The sequence below is a fragment of the Actinosynnema sp. NPDC053489 genome, assembly GCF_044544865.1.
Taxonomy (GTDB): domain Bacteria; phylum Actinomycetota; class Actinomycetes; order Mycobacteriales; family Pseudonocardiaceae; genus Actinosynnema.
The window spans coordinates 289,265-305,225 of the sequence record NZ_JBITXT010000002.1 but is presented as its reverse complement, the minus strand read 5'-3'; the positions used below and the strand labels follow the sequence as shown (position 1 = coordinate 305,225).

Sequence of the window (15,961 nt, the reverse complement as noted above, 5' to 3'; positions counted from 1 at the left end):
ACCGCCGGCCGTGTCCAACCCGTTCCCTACTCCGGTGCGGACTGTCGGTGGGGGCGGCTAGCATCGGGAGCGATAGGTCGTAACCCACCCGAGCACGGCGCGAACGCGCAGGAAGAGGGCCCGAGGCCACGTGGCCGGTACCGACGACAGCACGCCGCAGGCAGCCGCCACCGCGGCCGACGCCCAATCCAAGTTCGCCGTGCCCGACGGCGCGGTGCTCGCCCTGCTCGGGTCGCGCGACGAGAACCTCCGGCTCGCCGAGGAACTGCTGGTCGCCGACGTGCACGTGCGCGGGAACGAGATCACGCTCTCCGGTCAGCCGGCCGACGTGGCGTTCGCCGAACGCGTGTTCTCCGAGCTGGTCACGCTCGCCGGCCGCGGCCAGCAGATCGGCCCGGACACGGTCCGCCGCACGGTCGCGATGCTGTCCGCCGGCACCGCGGAGTCGCCCGCCGAGGTGCTGAGCCTCGACATCATCTCCCGACGCGGCCGGACCATCCGGCCGAAGACGCTGAACCAGAAGCACTACGTGGACGCGATCGACCGCAACACCGTGGTGTTCGGCATCGGCCCGGCGGGCACCGGCAAGACCTACCTGGCCATGGCGAAGGCCGTGCAGGCGCTGCAGGCCAAGCAGGTCAACCGGATCATCCTGACCCGGCCGGCGGTCGAGGCGGGCGAGCGGCTGGGCTACCTGCCCGGCACGCTGTACGAGAAGATCGACCCGTACCTGCGCCCCCTGTACGACGCCCTGCACGACATGGTGGACCCGGAGTCCATCCCGCGGCTGACCCAGGCGGGCACGATCGAGGTCGCCCCGCTCGCGTACATGCGCGGTCGCACGCTCAACGACGCGTTCATCATCCTGGACGAGGCGCAGAACACGACGCCCGAACAGATGAAGATGTTCCTCACCCGGTTGGGCTTCGGTTCCAAGATCGTGGTGACCGGTGACATCACGCAGGTCGACCTGCCCGGTGGGCAGCGCAGCGGCCTGAGGGTGGTCAAGGACATCCTCGAAGGCGTCGACGACGTGCACTTCTCCGTCCTGACCAGCAGCGACGTGGTGCGCCACCGCCTGGTCGCGGACATCGTGGACGCCTACGAGAAGTGGCAGGTCGAGCAGGACGAGGGCGACGCGGCGGACCGGCACCAGCACCACGCCGGACCCGGTGCGCGGTCGCGCGGGCAGCGCCGGGGACGATAGGCGCCGTGAGCATCGAGATCGCGAACGAGTCGGGCGTCGGCGTGGACGAGCCGTCCATCGTGGCCGCCGCCCGGTTCGCCCTGGACCGGATGGGCGTCAGCCCGTTGGCCGAGCTGTCCGTCCTGCTGGTGGAGCTGGACGTGATGGCGGACCTGCACCAGCGCTGGATGGACCTGCCCGGCCCGACGGACGTGATGGCGTTCCCGATGGACGAGCTGGACTCGGCCCGCCGCCCGGACGCTGCGGGCCTCGGCCCGGCGCTGCTCGGCGACATCGTGCTGTGCCCGGACTTCGCCAAGGACCAGGCCAAGAAGGCGGGTCACAGCCTGCTGGACGAGCTGCACCTGCTGACCGTCCACGGCGTGCTGCACCTGCTGGGCTACGACCACGCCGAGCCCGCCGAGGAGCGGGAGATGTTCACGCTGCAGAACCGCATCCTGGGCGACTTCCGCACGGCGGCGGCCGAGGCGGAGCGCAAGTCGGCGCAGCGCGAGGCCGACTCGAAGCTCCTCGGGGCGGTCGGCCTCGAGGACGCGGACCGGCCCGAGCCGACAGCCTGAAGGCGGTCGTGGCGATGGGCGGTTCCGCCGGCCTGCTGGTGCTGGCCGTGGTGTTGGTGTTGGCCGCGGGCGTGTTCGCGGGCGTGGACGCGGCGCTGGGCACGGTGTCGCGCGCCCGGGTCGAGGCGTTGCAGCGGCAGGGCCGCGCCGGCGCGGGGCAGCTGATCCAGCTGCTCGGCGACCGGCCGCGGCACGTGAACCTGCTGCTGTTGCTGCGCCTGGGCTGCGAGCTGGCGGCCACGGTGATCGTCACGGTGGTGTGCCTGCGGCTGATCACGAGCGAGTGGGTGGCGATGCTGGTCGCCGGCCTGAGCATGCTCGTGGTGTCGTACGTGCTGGTCGGCGTGGGTCCGCGCACGATCGGCCGGCAGCACCCGTACGCGGTGAGCCTGTTCGCGGCGGCGCCGATCCGGGTGCTCGGCCGCGTGCTGGGCCCGTTGAGCAGGCTGCTGATCCTGGTCGGCAACGCGATCACGCCGGGTCGCGGGTTCCGCGAGGGCCCGTTCTCCTCCGAGGTGGAGCTGCGCGAGCTGGTCGACATGGCCCAGGAGCGCGGCGTCGTGGACGAGGGCGAGCGGGAGATGATCCACTCGGTCTTCGAGCTGGGCGACACGATCGCGCGCGAGGTCATGGTGCCGCGCACCGAGATCGTGTGGATCGAGCAGACCAAGTCGATCCGGCAGGCGCTGGCCCTGTCGCTGCGCACCGGGTACACGCGGGTGCCGGTGATCGGCGAGAGCGTGGACGACATCGTCGGCGTGGTGAACCTCAAGGACCTGGTGCGGCTGACGCTGGCCGAGCAGCCGAACGGCACGTCGGTGGCCGAGGTGATGAAGCCCGCGTCGTTCATCCCGGACTCGAAGCCGATCGCGGACCTGCTGCGGGAGATGCAGCTGTCGCGCAACCACCTGGCGGTCGTCGTGGACGAGTACGGCGGCACGGCCGGGCTGCTCACGATCGAGGACATCCTGGAGGAGATCGTCGGCGAGATCACCGACGAGTCCGACACGGACGACCGGCCGCCGGTGGAGCACCTGGACGACGGTTCGGTGCGGGTCAGCGCCCGGTTGCCGGTGGACGACCTGGACGCGCTGTTCGGCACGGAGCTGGACGACCACGAGGTCGAGACGGTCGGCGGCCTGCTGGCGCAGCGCCTGGGCCGCGTGCCGCTGCCGGGCACGGAGGCCGAGATCGCGGGCCTGCGGATGCGGGCCGAGGGCGGCAAGGACGAACGCGGGCGGATGCGCATCACCACGGTGCTGGTGCGCCCGGCGCACAACGGCGACGACAGCGAGGGGACCACCGGTGAGTGACCTCGACCCCGAGGACCAGAAGATCGTCACGCTGGCGCGGTCGGCGCGGGCCCGCACGGGCGCGCCGGAGGGCGCCGCGGTGCGGGACACCGATGGCCGGACCTACGCGGCGACCACGATCGCGTTGCCGTCGCTGAAGCTGACGGCGCTGCAGGCGGCCGTGGCGGCGGCCGTGTCCAGCGGTGCGGAGGGCCTGGAGGCGGCGGCCGTGGTCACGGCGTCGGCCGAGGTCGACGCCGACTCGGTGGCGGCGGTGCGCGACCTGACCGCCGACGCCCCCGTGCTGCGCGCCGACGCGTCCGGCACCGTGCGGGAGACCGTGTGACGTGCCGCGGCGGCACGCCGGCGCGGTAGGCGATTGGTTGGGAGGCGGGGGCCGGCACGAGGTGATCCCCATCGCCGGCGCCCACGCGCGTCGGTCACCGGGTGGCGCACCGGCTGAGGTGGGCCCGGAGCGGAGGTCGAGGCCGTCGCCGACCGGCACGGGCGCTGCGTGGTCGCGCCCGAGCGGGCAGGCGGAGAGGGCTGGCGCGGCGCGGCCGGCGGGTGCGGGGACAATGGGTGGATGGATGGTTACCGCTCCGGGTTCGCGTGCTTCGTCGGCCGCCCCAACGCAGGCAAGTCGACGCTGACCAACGCGCTGGTCGGGACCAAGGTCGCGATCACGTCGAGCAAGCCGCAGACCACCCGGCACACCATCCGGGGCATCGTGCACCGCGAGGACGGCCAGCTGGTGCTCGTGGACACCCCCGGTCTGCACCGCCCCCGCACGCTGCTCGGCCAGCGCCTCAACGACCTCGTGCGCGAGACGTGGTCCGAGGTGGACGTGGTCGGGTTCTGCGTGCCCGCCGACCAGAAGGTCGGTCCCGGCGACAAGTTCATCGCCGCCGAGCTGGAGAAGATCGCCAAGCGCACCCCGGTCGTGGGCATCGTCACCAAGACCGACCTGGTGGGCCAGCAGCAGGTCGCCGAGCAGCTGCTGGCGCTGCAGAACGTCATGGACTTCGCCGACCTGATCCCGGTGTCCGCCGTGGACGGTTACCAGGTCGACACGCTCGCCGGGCTGCTGCTGGGCAAGCTGCCCGAGGGCCCGCCGCTGTACCCGGACGGCGAGCTGACCGACGAGCCGGAGCTGACGCTGGTCGCCGAGCTGATCCGCGAGGCCGCGCTGGAGGGCGTGCGCGACGAGCTGCCGCACTCGATCGCCGTCGTGGTGGAGGAGATGCTGCCGCGCGAGGGCCGCGACGACCTGGTGGACATCCACGCGAACGTGTTCGTGGAGCGCCCGAGCCAGAAGGCGATCATCCTCGGCCACCGCGGCGAGCGCCTCAAGCAGGTCGGCATCACCTCCCGCAGGCACATCGAGAAGCTGCTGGGCACGCGCGTGTACCTCGACCTGCACATCAAGATCGCCAAGGACTGGCAGCGCGACCCGAAGCAGTTGCGCAGACTGGGGTTCTAGGTGGCGAACCTCTACCGGGACACCGGGGTGGTCCTGCGCGTGCAGAAGCTCGGCGAGGCCGACCGGATCATCACGCTGCTCACCCAGCGGCACGGCAAGGTGCGCGCGGTGGCCAAGGGCGTGCGCCGCACCTCGTCCCGGTTCGGCGCCCGGCTGGAGCCGTTCGGGCACGTGGACGTGCAGTTCTACCCCGGCCGGTCGCTGGACGTGATCACGCAGGTGGAGACGCTGGACGCGTTCGGCGTGGTGCTGGTGGACGACTACCAGCGCTACACGGCGGCGTGCGCGGTGCTGGAGACCGCCGACCGGCTCACCGCCGAGGAGGGCGAGCCCGTGCTGCGGCTGTACCTGCTGGTCACGGGCGCGTTGCGGGCGCTGGCGGCACAGGAGCGGGACGCCTCGCTCGTCCTGGACGCCTTCCTCCTGCGCGCGATGGCGTTCGCGGGCTGGGCGCCGGCGGTGGACGAGTGCGCCCGCTGCGGCGACCCGGGCCCGCACCGGGCGTTCAACGTGCACGCCGGCGGCATGGTGTGCCCGCGGTGCCGTCCGCCGGGCAGCGCCACGCCGTCCGCCGACACGCTGCGCCTGCTCGCCGCGCTCCTGCACGGCCGGTGGGACGTGGTGGACGGCATCCCCGCGGGCGCGCGCCGGGACGCGAGCGGCCTGGTCGCCGCGCACCTCCAGTGGCACCTGGAGCGGCAGTTGCGCTCGCTGCCGCTGGTCGAGCGCAAGGCGCAGCCGGCCGACGGTTAGAGTCGCCGCCGGATCACCGAACCCTCCGAAGCTCACCCACGAGAGGACAGCCATGCTCCGCCGACGGCGGGTTGAGCGCGTCCAGCGCGTTCCCCGACCCCCGGAACCGCACCCCACCGGTGCGAAGCCGCCCGCGCTGCCCGCCGACCTCGTGCCCCGGCACATCGCGATCGTGATGGACGGCAACGGGCGGTGGGCCAACCAGCGCGGCCTGTCCCGCGTCGAGGGGCACAAGCGCGGCGAGGCCGTCGTGGTCGAGGCGGCCAAGGGCGCCATCGAGATGGGCGTGAAGTGGCTGTCGCTGTACGCGTTCTCGACCGAGAACTGGCGGCGCAGCCCGGAGGAGGTCCGCTTCCTCATGGGCTTCAGCCGCGACGTGATCCACCACCGCACCGACGAGCTGGACGAGCTGGGCGTGCGGGTGCGGTGGGCCGGTCGCCGGCCCAGGCTGTGGCGCAGCGTCATCAAGGAGCTGGAGGTCGCCGAGGAGCGCACGAAGGACAACGACGTGCTGAACCTGGCGATGTGCATCAACTACGGCGGGCGGGCCGAGATCGGCGACGCGGCGCGGGAGATCGCCCGGCTGGCCGCGGCCGGCGAGCTGAACCCGGACAAGGTGGACGAGCGCACCCTGGCCCGGCACATGTACCAGCCCGACATGCCGGACGTGGACCTGTTCATCCGGCCCTCCGGCGAGCAGCGCACGTCGAACTTCCTGCTGTGGCAGTCGGCGTACGCGGAGCTGGTGTTCCAGGACATCCTGTGGCCGGACTTCGACCGGCTGGACCTGTGGCGCGCCTGCGAGGCGTACGCCATGCGCGACCGGCGCTTCGGCGGCGCCGTGGACAAGCCCGACGTGGAGGATGCCTAAGTGACCGACGAAGACGCCAAGGTGACCGCGCAGCTGCTGACCGCGGCCCGCGAGGCGTTGGAGATGTTCCACGAGGTGCACGTCGACGACGACGGCGCGCTGAGCTTCCAGCACGGCGAGGTGCCGTGCGCGGTGCAGGCGATGCGGCTGGCCGAGGGCCTGACCGTGCTCAGCCTGACCTGCGTGGTGGCGTGGGACCTGCCCGACGAGCGCGACCTGGCCGTGTCCGCGGCCGAACGCGCCGGTCAGGGCCTGTTCGGCACGCTCGGCGTGGTGCACACCGAGCGCGGGATGGATGTGACGCTGCGCTACGCGTTCCCGGCGGAGGGGCTGAAGCCGGAGCCGTTGAGCACGCTGTTGATGTTGGTCGTGTCCACCGCCTCGCAGCTGCGCAACGAGCTGCTGGCCGGAACCGGGGGTGCCTGATGGCTGGTGTGATCGTGTACGAGCCCGACGACGAGTCGGACGTGGAGGGCCTGCCGTGGGCCATCACGTTCGAGGCGTCGGCGGGGGAGGAGTGGGCCTCGTTCGTGTGCGGCCCGTACGACCGTGACGACGCGGTGCGGCTGGCCGAGGAGGTGCTCGCCGCGAGCCGCGGCGTGACCGCCGTCGTGGAGCCGCTGCTGCCCGTGTCGGAGGCGGCGGACGTGCTGGCGACGATCGCCGAGCTGCGCGACGAGGAAGGCGACCCCGAGTAACCGAACGTCACTCCACCGGTACGGTCTGACGCTCAACGGGTGTCGACTCGACCGGGGGCAGTGGTGGGATCGCCGACCTTCCGCGAACTGGGTGTGGTGGACGGGGTGTCGGTGGCGGTCTGCGTCACCGACGCGCCGTGGGCGTTGGAGGTCGACGCCCTGGTCGTGTCGGTGGGCGGGAGCCTCGGCCAGTTGGGACTGGAGCTGGCGCAGCGGTTCCCTGCTTTCGCGACGGCGGTCAGGCGCCTCGACCTGTCCCGCATCCCGTCCTCGCGCCCCCGGGTCCTGGAGCCCGGCGAGCCGGGGCCGCTCCGCTTCGTGGTCCTGGCGTCCCCGCACGACGACCGCGGTGGGGTGGACGGCGACGCGGTCGGGAGCGCGACGCGGGCCGCCGTCCTCGCCGCCGCCCGCGCCGGTGCCGCCGGGGTCGGGGTACCGCTCCTGGCCACGGGCGTCCTCGGACTGCCGTTGGAGGACGTGGCGGCGATCGCGGTGCCCGCGGTGGCGGAGGCCCTCCGCACGTCGGGTCGGCGCGGGCTGCGCCGGGTCGTGCTGTTCGGCCGGGACGAGCGGCTCGCCGACGTCGTGGCACGGGAGTGGTCCGGTGACGTCCGTCCCGTCACCGCCGCGTTGGGCGACACCTCCACGGTGTCCGACGAGCTGGCCGGCGGGGTGTCCGGCGACCTGGTCGACCCGGCCGAGCCGATCCCCCCGGAACGCGACCGGCTCGGCGTGGGCCCCTACGTGTCGATGCTGGCGACGGTGATCGCCGAACGCGCCACCCCGACGCCGCTGTCCATCGGCGTGTTCGGCGACTGGGGCGCGGGCAAGAGCTTCTTCATGGGCCTGCTGCGGGGGCGGGTCGAGGAGTTGGCGGGCTCCGGTTCCCCGCGCTACTGCCACCGCGTCGTGCAGATCGGGTTCAACGCCTGGCACTACGCCGACACCAACCTCTGGGCGAGCCTCGCGGACGTGATCTTCCGGGCCCTCGCCGAACCCGACCCGGGACCGGAGCGGCGGCGCAGCGAGCTCCAGCGGTTGCTGGCCGAGAAGACCGACCGGCGGGTCGAGCTGGCCGAGGTGAACCAGCGGGCCGAGGCCGAGGTCGCGCGCCTGAAGGCCAAGGTGGACGAGGCGGAGCGGGAGCACGTCGCCGGGGCGCGCGACCTGCTCACCGCCCTGCGCGAGTCCACCGCGGTCCGGGAACGGCTCGACCGCGTCTGGAAGCGGATCGGTGTCACCGACGAGGTCGAGCAGGGCAGGCTGCTGTCCCGGCAGTTGCGGGAGGCCCACGCCGACGCCGTGGAGCTGCGCCGGTTACCGGGTGACCGCAACGGCAGGCTGGCGCTGGCGGCGTCGGCCGTGGTGCTCGGCGTCAGCGCCGCCGCCGGGTTGGCGGTCCCGCTGATCGCCGTGCTCGGCGGTGGGGTGAGCGCGCTCTTGGCCGCGATGGGCGGTGGGCTGCTCCTGCGCGCCCGCAACGGGCTCGGTGAGCTGCGGGCGATGGCCGAGGACGTCCGCGGCGGGCTCGACCGCGTCCACTCCGAGCGCGTGGCGCGGACGGTCGGGCAGCTCCGCGATGCCGAGGCGGACCAGGTGGTCGCCCGGGCGCAGCTGGACGAGGTGGTGGCGCGGGTCGGCGAACTCGGCCGGGAACTGGCCGACCTCGACCCGGCGCGCCGGCTCTCCGCGTTCGTGGGCGACCGCGCCGCGGGCGACGCCTACACCCGCGACCTCGGGGTCGTGTCGACGCTGCGCAAGGACTTCGAGCAGCTCGTGGCGCTGTTGGCGGACTGGCGGGCGCACCCCGACGCGGACCCCGAGACCCGACCCGTCGACCGGGTGGTGCTGCACATCGACGACCTCGACCGGTGCGGTCCGCGGCAGGTGGTGCAGGTGATGGAGGCCGTGCACCTGCTGCTGGCGATGGACCTGTTCGTCGTGGTGGTGGGCGTCGACCCGCGCTGGCTCGTGGGCTCGCTGCGCACCCACTACGCGGGCGTCCTGGACGACGCGGACGCGTCACCGCGGCGGGTGCTGCCCGAGGACTACCTCGAGAAGATCATCAACATCCCCTTCACCCTGCCCGACATGCCCGAGGGCGGCCTGGGATCGATCATGCGCGCCATGGTGGAGACCGACGCCGGCGCCTCCGGGGCGACACCCGCGACGCCCGCTCCACCGGTCGGGCACGGTCGGGCCGCGGAGCTGGTGATCGAGCCGGGCGCGCAGCTGGACGCACCGGGCCGACCGGCACCGGCCCGGCCGCTGACCGAACCGGAGCTGCGCTTCCTCGAAGCCCTGGAACCCCTGGTCCGCACCCCTCGCGCGGCGAAGCGGCTGCTCAACGTGTACCGGATGATCCGCGCCACGCGAGACCTCGGCGACGCGGCGCGCTTCCTCGGCGACGAGGACCGGCCGGGCGAGTTCCAGGCGGTGGTCGTGCTGCTGGGCATCACCACCGCGGCACCCGGGCTCGCCGCCGACGTCCTGGCCGCTCCGCCCGAGTCCGCCGACGTCCGGGGCGGCCTCGCCCACCGCGACCCGGGCACGTCGTGGGCGTCGTTCGCCGCCGACCTCCTGCCGCGCGACGGGCGTTCGCCGGTCACCGGCCGGGTCACGCCGGAGCGGGCGGCTGCGTGGCTGCGGCTGCACCACGGCCTCCACGGCGTCACCGACCTGGTGACCCTGCCCGACCTGACCGTGTTCCAGGCGTGGGTGCCGCACGTTCGGCGGTTCTCCTACCTGCGCTGAGGACCCACCGCCGCCGGCCACCCGTCCGGAACCGCCCGACCGGTTGATTGTCCGGTGTCCACCGTGCTTCCCGGTCATCAAATCCGGGCCTATCCCGGTGGTGGGACCGCCGGTCGGCGCGTCCCACGGCTCCGAAGGAGGGAACGGTCATGGTGAACTTCGCGAAGGCGTTCGGCGCGGTGGCGGTGGCGGGACTGGTGGCGGCCGGGGCGTTCGCCGGGTCCGGCAGCGCGGCGGCGTCCGCCGGCGACCCGATGGTGACCAGGTGCGCGTCCGACGCGTACACCGTCACCACCCAGCCGATCACCAACGGCGGCGGCGGGGTGGTCGGGCAGGTGCAGTTGCGCTACTCCCCGCGCTGCGGCACCAACTGGGCCCGGGCGGTCAGCTACATCGGCTCGGCCTACCTGCAGGCGGACGTGGCCTCGCCGTCGGACTACGTCTGGTTCACCGCCACGTCGACCTCGATCTACACCGACATGGTGTACGCGCCCAACGGCACGTGCGCGCGGGCGAGCGCCTCGATCAACAACGGTCCGTGGAGCGCCTACGCCGTGGGTTGCTGACGCGCGTCACGTCGCCGGCGGCGCGACCGCGGTCATGCCCCGGTAGCACGCGGTGACGCCGTCGGTGGTGCTCCAGCCCGGGCCGGTCAGGCCGACCCGGGCCCGGACGCACTGCCTGGTGCTGTTGACGACGTTGCCGAACACCGGCAGGCCGGTGTAGCGGGTGGTGAACGCCTGCTCCCGCGCCGGCTCGTCGTCGGGGCCCACGGTCAGGCGCGCCTCGATCGGGCCCGGCTTGGTGATCGTGGAGTAGCGGGGGTCGCCGGGCGTGAACCGGGGCCAGCTCACCCCGCACACGGGCGCGTAGCGCAGCTCGACGACCCCGACGGGCACGCCGTCGAGGTTCACCTCCCTCGCGTCGAGCGTCACCGCGCCGGGGTCGTTGGCGCACCCGGTGTCCTCCGGGTCGGCGCCGTCGGCGACCTGCCGCGTGGCCGCCGTCGGCGGTGGCGGGGCGTCGTCCGTGCCGGAGACGGCCTTGGTGAGCACCAGCGCGGCTGCCGCGACGACGAGCACCGCGCCGATCGCGACGCCGATGAGGCGGCGACGGCCCGCAGGCGGCTGGTCGGGCGGCGGCGGGTCGGGCGGTGGCTGGTCGGGCACCGGGTCGGGCTCGTCGCGCAGCTCGTCCCAGCGCCGCCGCCACTCGGCGTGGTCGGTGACGCCGCAGGCGAGCAGGAAGGCCTCGACCGTGGGCCAGCTCGGCACCGCGCGCCCGCCGGCGGCCTCGGACAACGTGGTGGGCGAGCGGTGGGCCTTGCGCGACATGGCCCGGTAGGTCGGCTTGCCGGCCGCGTCCCGGGCCCGCCGCAGGTCCGCGGCGAACCGGGTCAGCGGATCGTCGCCGGCGTCCAGTGAGCGCTCGGACCTGCCCATGGTCGGCTCCTCGTGCGGCGGGCCTTCGATTGTGGTTACGACCGCGCCCGCCGGGGATAGGCCGATCAGGTTCGTTCGGCGGGCGGCGACCGGGTGCCGACCACGACGCCCCGGTGGAGGTCGGCGAGCGCGGGGCGCCGGTTCTGGCATCATTTCGAAAGTGACAATCACTGGCGAGATCCGCGGCGAGCGCCGGCGCCGCACGCCACCGCGCTGGAAGGTCACTTCGCTCGAAGTGCTCTGCGTGCTGCTCGTGCTGGCGCTGGTGTTCCAGGACTGGCTGGTCGGCGTGCTGGACGTGCCGGTCCTGCGCACGGCGTCCACGGTGTTCGTCGCGGTCTGCGTGCAGGCCCTGCCGTTCCTCGTCCTCGGCGTCCTGATCAGCGGGGTGATCGCCGCGTTCGTCCCGGCCGGTGTGCTGCGCCGGGCGCTGCCGGGCAGGACGGCGCTGGCCGTGCCCGTCGCCGGCGTCGCCGGGGTCGCGCTGCCGGGCTGCGAGTGCGCGTCCGTGCCCGTCTCCCGCCGGCTGATGCAGCAGGGCGTGGCGCCCGCCGTGGCGCTGACGTTCCTGCTCGCCGCGCCGGCGGTGAACCCGATCGTGCTGGTGTCCACGGCCGTGGCGTTCCCCAACGCCCCGGTGATGGTGCCCGCGCGGTTCGCCGGGGCGCTGCTCACCGCCGTGGCCATGGGCTGGCTGTGGACCCGGTTCGGCAAGGCCGGGTGGATCGCCGAACGGGCCCTGCGCCGCCTGCCCGACCACGACGGCACGTCCCGCTGGGTCGTGTTCGCCGAGACCGCGCGGCACGACCTGGTCGACGCGGGCGGGTTCCTGGTGCTCGGCGGCGTGTTCGCGGCGGCGTTCAACGTCCTCGTGCCGCAGGCGTGGCTGGAGACGCTGGGCGGTCAGGTCGTGCTCGCCGTGGTGGTGCTGTCGCTGCTGGCCGTGGTGCTGGCGCTGTGCAGCGAGGCCGACGCCTTCGTCGCGGCGTCGATGTCGGCGCTGCCGCTGCTGCCCCGGCTGGTGTTCCTGGTGGTCGGCCCGGCGGTCGACGTCAAGCTCGTCGCGCTCCAGGCGGGCGCGTTCGGCAGGTCCTTCGCGGCGCGGTTCGCCCCGGCCACGTTCGTGGTGGCGATCGCGTCCGCCCTGGTGGCGGGAGCGGTGTTCCTGTGAGGCGCGAGACGCAGAACATCCTGCTGGTCCTGCTCGGCGGCGCGCTGCTCAAGCTCGCGCTGACCGGCACGTACCTGCGCTACGTCAAGGAGTCGTTGCAGCCCTGGCTCGTCGTGACGGGCGCGGTGGTGGTGGTGCTCGCGCTCGTGTCGATCGCGCGTGACGTCCGGGGTGGCGTTGAGCACCACGGCGGGCACGAGCACGGCACGTCCCGCAGCCCGTGGATGCTGCTGCTGCCGGTGCTCGCCGTGTTCCTGATCAGCCCGCCGGCGCTGGGCGCGGACACGGTCAACCGGTCCGACCGCAACGCCGTCCAGGAGGGCCGGGCGGCGAGCGGGTTCGCGCCGCTGCCCTCCGACGAGGTCGTCCCGCTGACCCTCGGCGAGTTCGTCACCCGCACCGCGTGGGACGACTCCGGATCCCTGGACGACCGCACGGTCAAGCTCACCGGGTTCGTCGTGCGCAAGGACGCCGACGTGCTCCTCGCCCGGCTGACGATCTCCTGCTGCGCGGCGGACGCCTCGCCGGTCAAGGTCCGGATGACCGGTCAGGACTTCGCCGCGCTGCCGACCGACCAGTGGGTCGAGGTCACCGGCCGGGTGGTGCCCGGCTCGGCGACCAGGGAGAACGCGTTCGTGCCCACGCTGACCGCGACCCGGGTCGTGCCGATCGCCACGCCCGAGGACACCTACGAGGGGTGAGCTACGACGACGTCCTGCCGCAGCACTCGCGGCACGTGCCGAAGATCTCCACGGTGTGGCTGACCTCGACGAACCCGTTCTCGGCCGCCACCCGGTCCGCCCACTTCTCCACCGCCGGGCCCTCGACCTCGACGGTGCGCCCGCAGCCCCGGCACACCAGGTGGTGGTGGTGGTGCTGGGAGCAGCGGCGGTAGATCGCCTCGCCGGAGTCGGTGCGCAGCACGTCCACCTCGCCGGCGTCGGCCAGCGACTGCAACGTGCGGTAGACCGTGGTCAGGCCGATGCCCTCGCCGCGCTTGCGCAGCTCCTCGTGCAGCTCCTGGGCCGAGCGGAACTCGCCGAGCGAGTCGAGCAGCTTCGACACGGCGGTGCGCTGCTTGGTCGACCGCAGCCCGGGCACCGCGGTCGGACGTTCGCCGGTGGTCACATCTCCTCCGTCCGCGAGGGCCGTCCGGTCTGGTCGTCGCCACGCGGCTGCCCCTCGTCCACGTGGGTCACCGCGTCCACCACGATGTGCGCGAGGTGCTCGTCCACCAGCCGGTAGACGACCTCGCGGCCGTGCCGCTCGCCGTGCACCACGCCCGCCGCCTTGAGCACCCGCAGGTGCTGGCTGATCAGCGGCTGCGCCACGCCCAGCGACTCGACCAGCTCGTGCACGCACCGGTCGGCCTCGCGCAGCTGCAGCACGATCGCGATCCGCACCGGCGCGGCGAGCGCGCGCAGCAGCTCACCGGCCGCGGACAGGGTCCGGGTCGGCTGCCGCGGCGCGGGTGGTGGTACCCCCCGCTCCGGCGAGTGCACGTGCTCGCCCCGCACACCGACCGTCACGGCGCCTCCCACGTGGTATGGATTTTCACCACCGATACTACGGCGCTAGAGCACCGACACCGTGATGAGCACCAGGACGCCGAGGACGAGCACCCTGAGCACGCGGGCGCTCGGCGTGAGCAGCGGCCACGTGGTGGCCAGCAGCGCCGCCACGCCCAGCGCGAGCAGGCCCAGCAGCAGCGCGCCGACCGTCCCCCGCAACCACACGCCCAGCAGGAACACCGCCAGGACCAGCGCGAACGCCGCCGGCGCGGGCACCCGGGAGAGCGGTCCGGCGCCGGGGATCAGGGTCCGCTTGTTGTCACGTGCCACCGTGGCATCCTTGCACCGTGCTGCTCGTGTGCCGCTTCACCGTGGCGGAAACCGGCGTCGAGGCGTTCACCGGGCGCGTCGACCGGGCGTTGGCCCTGCTCACGGCCCAGGCGGGCTGCCGGCGGGCCCAGCTGTCGCGGTCGACCGACGAGGCGGACCGGTTCGTGCTCACCGTCGAGTTCGACTCGGTGGTGGCCTACCGGCGGGCGCTGTCGCCGTTCGAGGTGCGCGAGCACGTCGTCCCGCTGCTGTCGGAGGCCGCCACCGACGAACCGGCCGCCTACGAGCCGCTCCTGGTGGCCGCCGACGGTGCCGTGCGCCGCGAGGTGAGCCTGCTGGCGCGGGACGCCGGCACCGTGCGGCTGGGCGAGGCCGCCGGGCCCAGCTCTCCCCGCTGACCTGCGCCACCCGGTTGCCCGCCACCCGGTCCCCTGAGGGAGGTCGGACGGGGAGGACTACCCTGGTCCCCTCCCCGTTCTGCATCTCCCGATGGAGTGTCCGTGGCAGCCGATCGCATCGAGACCGTCGTCAGCCTGTGCAAGCGCCGCGGGTTCGTGTACCCGTGCGGCGAGATCTACGGCGGCACGAGGTCGGCCTGGGACTACGGCCCGCTCGGCGTTGAGCTGAAGGACAACATCAAGCGCCAGTGGTGGAACTTCATGGTCCGCGGCCGCGAGGACGTCGTGGGCCTGGACTCGTCGGTGATCCTGCCCCGCGAGGTGTGGGTGGCGTCCGGGCACGTCGAGGCGTTCGTCGACCCGCTGATCGAGTGCAACTCGTGCCACAAGCGGTTCCGGCAGGACACGCTGGTCGAGGAGTACGCCGAGCGCACCGGCAAGCAGGTCGCCGAGGGCGACGTGTCCGACGTGCCGTGCCCGAACTGCGGCACCCGCGGCCAGTACACCGAGCCGAAGATGTTCAACGGCCTGCTCAAGACCCACCTCGGCCCGGTGGAGACCGACGAGGGCCTGCACTACCTGCGCCCGGAGACCGCGCAGGGCATCTTCACGAACTTCCTGAACGTGCAGACCACCTCGCGCCGCAAGCCGCCGTTCGGCATCGGCCAGATCGGCAAGAGCTTCCGCAACGAGATCACGCCGGGCAACTTCATCTTCCGCACCCGCGAGTTCGAGCAGATGGAGATGGAGTTCTTCGTCGAGCCGGGCACGGACGAGGAGTGGCACCAGTACTGGATCGACGAGCGCACCCGCTGGTACACCGAGCTGGGCCTGTCCAAGGAGAACCTGCGGCACTACGAGCACCCCAAGGAGAAGCTGTCGCACTACTCGAAGCGGACCGTCGACATCGAGTACCGGTTCCGGTTCGGCGGGCAGGAGTGGGGCGAGCTGGAGGGCATCGCCAACCGCACCGACTTCGACCTGACCACGCACTCGAACCACTCGGGCGTCGACCTGTCGTACTTCGACCAGGCGACCAACTCGCGCTACCGGCCGTTCGTGATCGAGCCCGCCGCGGGCGTGGGCCGGCCGATGATGGCGTTCCTGCTGGAGGCCTACACCGAGGACGAGGCGCCCAACGCCAAGGGCGGCGTGGACAAGCGCGTCGTGCTCCGGCTGGACCGCAGGCTGGCGCCCGTGAAGGCGGCCGTGCTGCCGCTGTCGCGCAACGCCGAGCTGTCGCCGAAGGCGCGTGACCTGGCCAACGCCCTGCGCAAGCACTGGAACATCGAGTTCGACGACGCCGGCGCGATCGGCCGCCGCTACCGCAGGCAGGACGAGATCGGCACGCCGTTCTGCGTGACGGTGGACTTCGACAGCCTCACCGACCACGCCGTGACGGTGCGCGAGCGCGACACGATGTCGCAGGAGCGCGTGTCGATGGACCAGCTCGAGGGCTACCTGGCCGCCCGCCTGATCGGCGCGTGACCG

19 protein-coding genes are annotated in these 15,961 nt (G+C 73.1%); 15 read left to right on the top strand and 4 right to left on the bottom strand.

Features of this window, described 5'->3' with window-relative positions; genetic code table 11:
- Window positions 1-130: 130 nt before the first annotated feature.
- The 11 genes from ACIGNX_RS04450 (at window position 131) to ACIGNX_RS04400 (ending at window position 10,184) form a co-directional block, all read left to right on the top strand.
- Window positions 131-1,207: a PhoH family protein gene (locus tag ACIGNX_RS04450; RefSeq protein WP_396536227.1), complete on the top strand. Its 1,077-nt coding sequence runs from the start codon at window positions 131-133 to the stop codon at window positions 1,205-1,207.
- A 5-nt stretch (window positions 1,208-1,212) separates the two neighbouring features.
- The gene (gene ybeY, locus ACIGNX_RS04445; protein WP_396536225.1) at window positions 1,213-1,767 is read left to right on the top strand and encodes an rRNA maturation RNase YbeY; all 555 of its coding nucleotides are present in this window, start codon (window positions 1,213-1,215) and stop codon (window positions 1,765-1,767) included.
- 14 nt (window positions 1,768-1,781) lie between these two features.
- Window positions 1,782-3,080, top strand: coding sequence for a hemolysin family protein (locus ACIGNX_RS04440; protein WP_396536223.1), 1,299 nt, complete (start codon window positions 1,782-1,784; stop codon window positions 3,078-3,080).
- The gene (locus tag ACIGNX_RS04435; RefSeq protein ID WP_396536221.1) at window positions 3,073-3,405 is read left to right on the top strand and encodes a cytidine deaminase; all 333 of its coding nucleotides are present in this window, start codon (window positions 3,073-3,075) and stop codon (window positions 3,403-3,405) included. Before ACIGNX_RS04440 ends, ACIGNX_RS04435 begins: the two co-directional genes overlap by 8 nt.
- Before the next feature lie 240 nt (window positions 3,406-3,645).
- A complete protein-coding gene (gene era / locus ACIGNX_RS04430; RefSeq protein ID WP_396536219.1) occupies window positions 3,646-4,542 on the top strand; it encodes a GTPase Era in 897 nt (298 codons plus the stop codon).
- Window positions 4,543-5,295 (top strand): DNA repair protein RecO, encoded by a 753-nt coding sequence (recO, locus tag ACIGNX_RS04425; protein ID WP_396536217.1) that lies wholly within the window; start codon window positions 4,543-4,545, stop codon window positions 5,293-5,295.
- 52 nt (window positions 5,296-5,347) lie between these two features.
- Window positions 5,348-6,166 carry an isoprenyl transferase gene (locus tag ACIGNX_RS04420; protein WP_396536215.1) on the top strand — a complete coding sequence of 273 codons (819 nt, stop codon included), beginning with the start codon at window positions 5,348-5,350 and terminating at the stop codon, window positions 6,164-6,166.
- Window positions 6,167-6,592, top strand: coding sequence for a YbjN domain-containing protein (locus tag ACIGNX_RS04415; protein ID WP_396536213.1), 426 nt, complete (start codon window positions 6,167-6,169; stop codon window positions 6,590-6,592).
- Window positions 6,592-6,864, top strand: coding sequence for a hypothetical protein (locus ACIGNX_RS04410; RefSeq protein ID WP_396536211.1), 273 nt, complete (start codon window positions 6,592-6,594; stop codon window positions 6,862-6,864). The genes ACIGNX_RS04415 and ACIGNX_RS04410 overlap by 1 nt, the downstream gene beginning before the upstream one ends.
- 63 nt (window positions 6,865-6,927) lie before the next feature.
- Window positions 6,928-9,618: a P-loop NTPase fold protein gene (locus tag ACIGNX_RS04405; protein WP_396536209.1), complete on the top strand. Its 2,691-nt coding sequence runs from the start codon at window positions 6,928-6,930 to the stop codon at window positions 9,616-9,618.
- 149 nt (window positions 9,619-9,767) lie between these two features.
- The gene (locus ACIGNX_RS04400; protein WP_396536207.1) at window positions 9,768-10,184 is read left to right on the top strand and encodes a DUF2690 domain-containing protein; all 417 of its coding nucleotides are present in this window, start codon (window positions 9,768-9,770) and stop codon (window positions 10,182-10,184) included.
- Between the two features lie 6 nt (window positions 10,185-10,190).
- On the opposite strand, the gene ACIGNX_RS04395 is transcribed toward ACIGNX_RS04400, so the two are convergent.
- Window positions 10,191-11,060, bottom strand: coding sequence for a helix-turn-helix domain-containing protein (locus ACIGNX_RS04395; protein ID WP_396536206.1), 870 nt, complete (start codon window positions 11,058-11,060; stop codon window positions 10,191-10,193).
- A gap of 160 nt (window positions 11,061-11,220) precedes the next feature.
- On the opposite strand from ACIGNX_RS04395, the gene ACIGNX_RS04390 reads away from it, so the two are divergent.
- Both ACIGNX_RS04390 and ACIGNX_RS04385 read left to right on the top strand, forming a co-directional pair.
- Window positions 11,221-12,231, top strand: a complete 1,011-nt coding sequence (locus tag ACIGNX_RS04390; RefSeq protein WP_396536204.1) for a permease — start codon at window positions 11,221-11,223, stop codon at window positions 12,229-12,231.
- Window positions 12,228-12,932: a TIGR03943 family putative permease subunit gene (locus tag ACIGNX_RS04385; protein WP_396536202.1), complete on the top strand. Its 705-nt coding sequence runs from the start codon at window positions 12,228-12,230 to the stop codon at window positions 12,930-12,932. The genes ACIGNX_RS04390 and ACIGNX_RS04385 overlap by 4 nt, the downstream gene beginning before the upstream one ends.
- Window position 12,933: 1 nt before the next feature.
- Here ACIGNX_RS04385 and ACIGNX_RS04380 read toward each other — a convergent pair whose 3' ends face one another.
- The 3 genes from ACIGNX_RS04380 to ACIGNX_RS04370 are packed head-to-tail and all read right to left on the bottom strand — an operon-like array spanning window position 12,934 to window position 14,072.
- Entirely contained in the window at window positions 12,934-13,359 is a 426-nt protein-coding gene (locus tag ACIGNX_RS04380; protein WP_396536200.1) for a Fur family transcriptional regulator, read from the bottom strand.
- Window positions 13,356-13,760, bottom strand: coding sequence for an ArsR/SmtB family transcription factor (locus ACIGNX_RS04375; protein ID WP_396536198.1), 405 nt, complete (start codon window positions 13,758-13,760; stop codon window positions 13,356-13,358). Before ACIGNX_RS04375 ends, ACIGNX_RS04380 begins: the two co-directional genes overlap by 4 nt.
- Before the next feature lie 45 nt (window positions 13,761-13,805).
- On the bottom strand, window positions 13,806-14,072 hold the full coding sequence (locus ACIGNX_RS04370; RefSeq protein ID WP_396536196.1) for a DUF6703 family protein: 267 nt from the start codon (window positions 14,070-14,072) through the stop codon (window positions 13,806-13,808).
- 17 nt (window positions 14,073-14,089) lie between these two features.
- Between ACIGNX_RS04370 and ACIGNX_RS04365 the strand changes: the two genes are divergently transcribed.
- Window positions 14,090-14,470, top strand: a complete 381-nt coding sequence (locus tag ACIGNX_RS04365) for an antibiotic biosynthesis monooxygenase (protein ID WP_396536194.1) — start codon at window positions 14,090-14,092, stop codon at window positions 14,468-14,470.
- A gap of 102 nt (window positions 14,471-14,572) precedes the next feature.
- Window positions 14,573-15,958 (top strand): glycine--tRNA ligase, encoded by a 1,386-nt coding sequence (locus tag ACIGNX_RS04360; RefSeq protein ID WP_396536192.1) that lies wholly within the window; start codon window positions 14,573-14,575, stop codon window positions 15,956-15,958.
- Window positions 15,959-15,961 lie beyond the last annotated feature (3 nt).

Excerpts from the sequence above, each read along its gene's own strand:
- ACIGNX_RS04420 (WP_396536215.1), top strand. The coding sequence starts at position 5,348 with ATGCTCCGCCGACGGCGGGTTGAGCGCGTCCAGCGCGTTCCCCGACCC.
- ACIGNX_RS04440 (WP_396536223.1), top strand. The coding sequence starts at position 1,782 with ATGGGCGGTTCCGCCGGCCTGCTGGTGCTGGCCGTGGTGTTGGTGTTG.
- ACIGNX_RS04410 (WP_396536211.1), top strand. The coding sequence starts at position 6,592 with ATGGCTGGTGTGATCGTGTACGAGCCCGACGACGAGTCGGACGTGGAG.
- ACIGNX_RS04400 (WP_396536207.1), top strand. The coding sequence starts at position 9,768 with ATGGTGAACTTCGCGAAGGCGTTCGGCGCGGTGGCGGTGGCGGGACTG.
- era (WP_396536219.1), top strand. The coding sequence starts at position 3,646 with ATGGATGGTTACCGCTCCGGGTTCGCGTGCTTCGTCGGCCGCCCCAAC.
- ACIGNX_RS04395 (WP_396536206.1), bottom strand. The coding sequence starts at position 11,060 with ATGGGCAGGTCCGAGCGCTCACTGGACGCCGGCGACGATCCGCTGACC.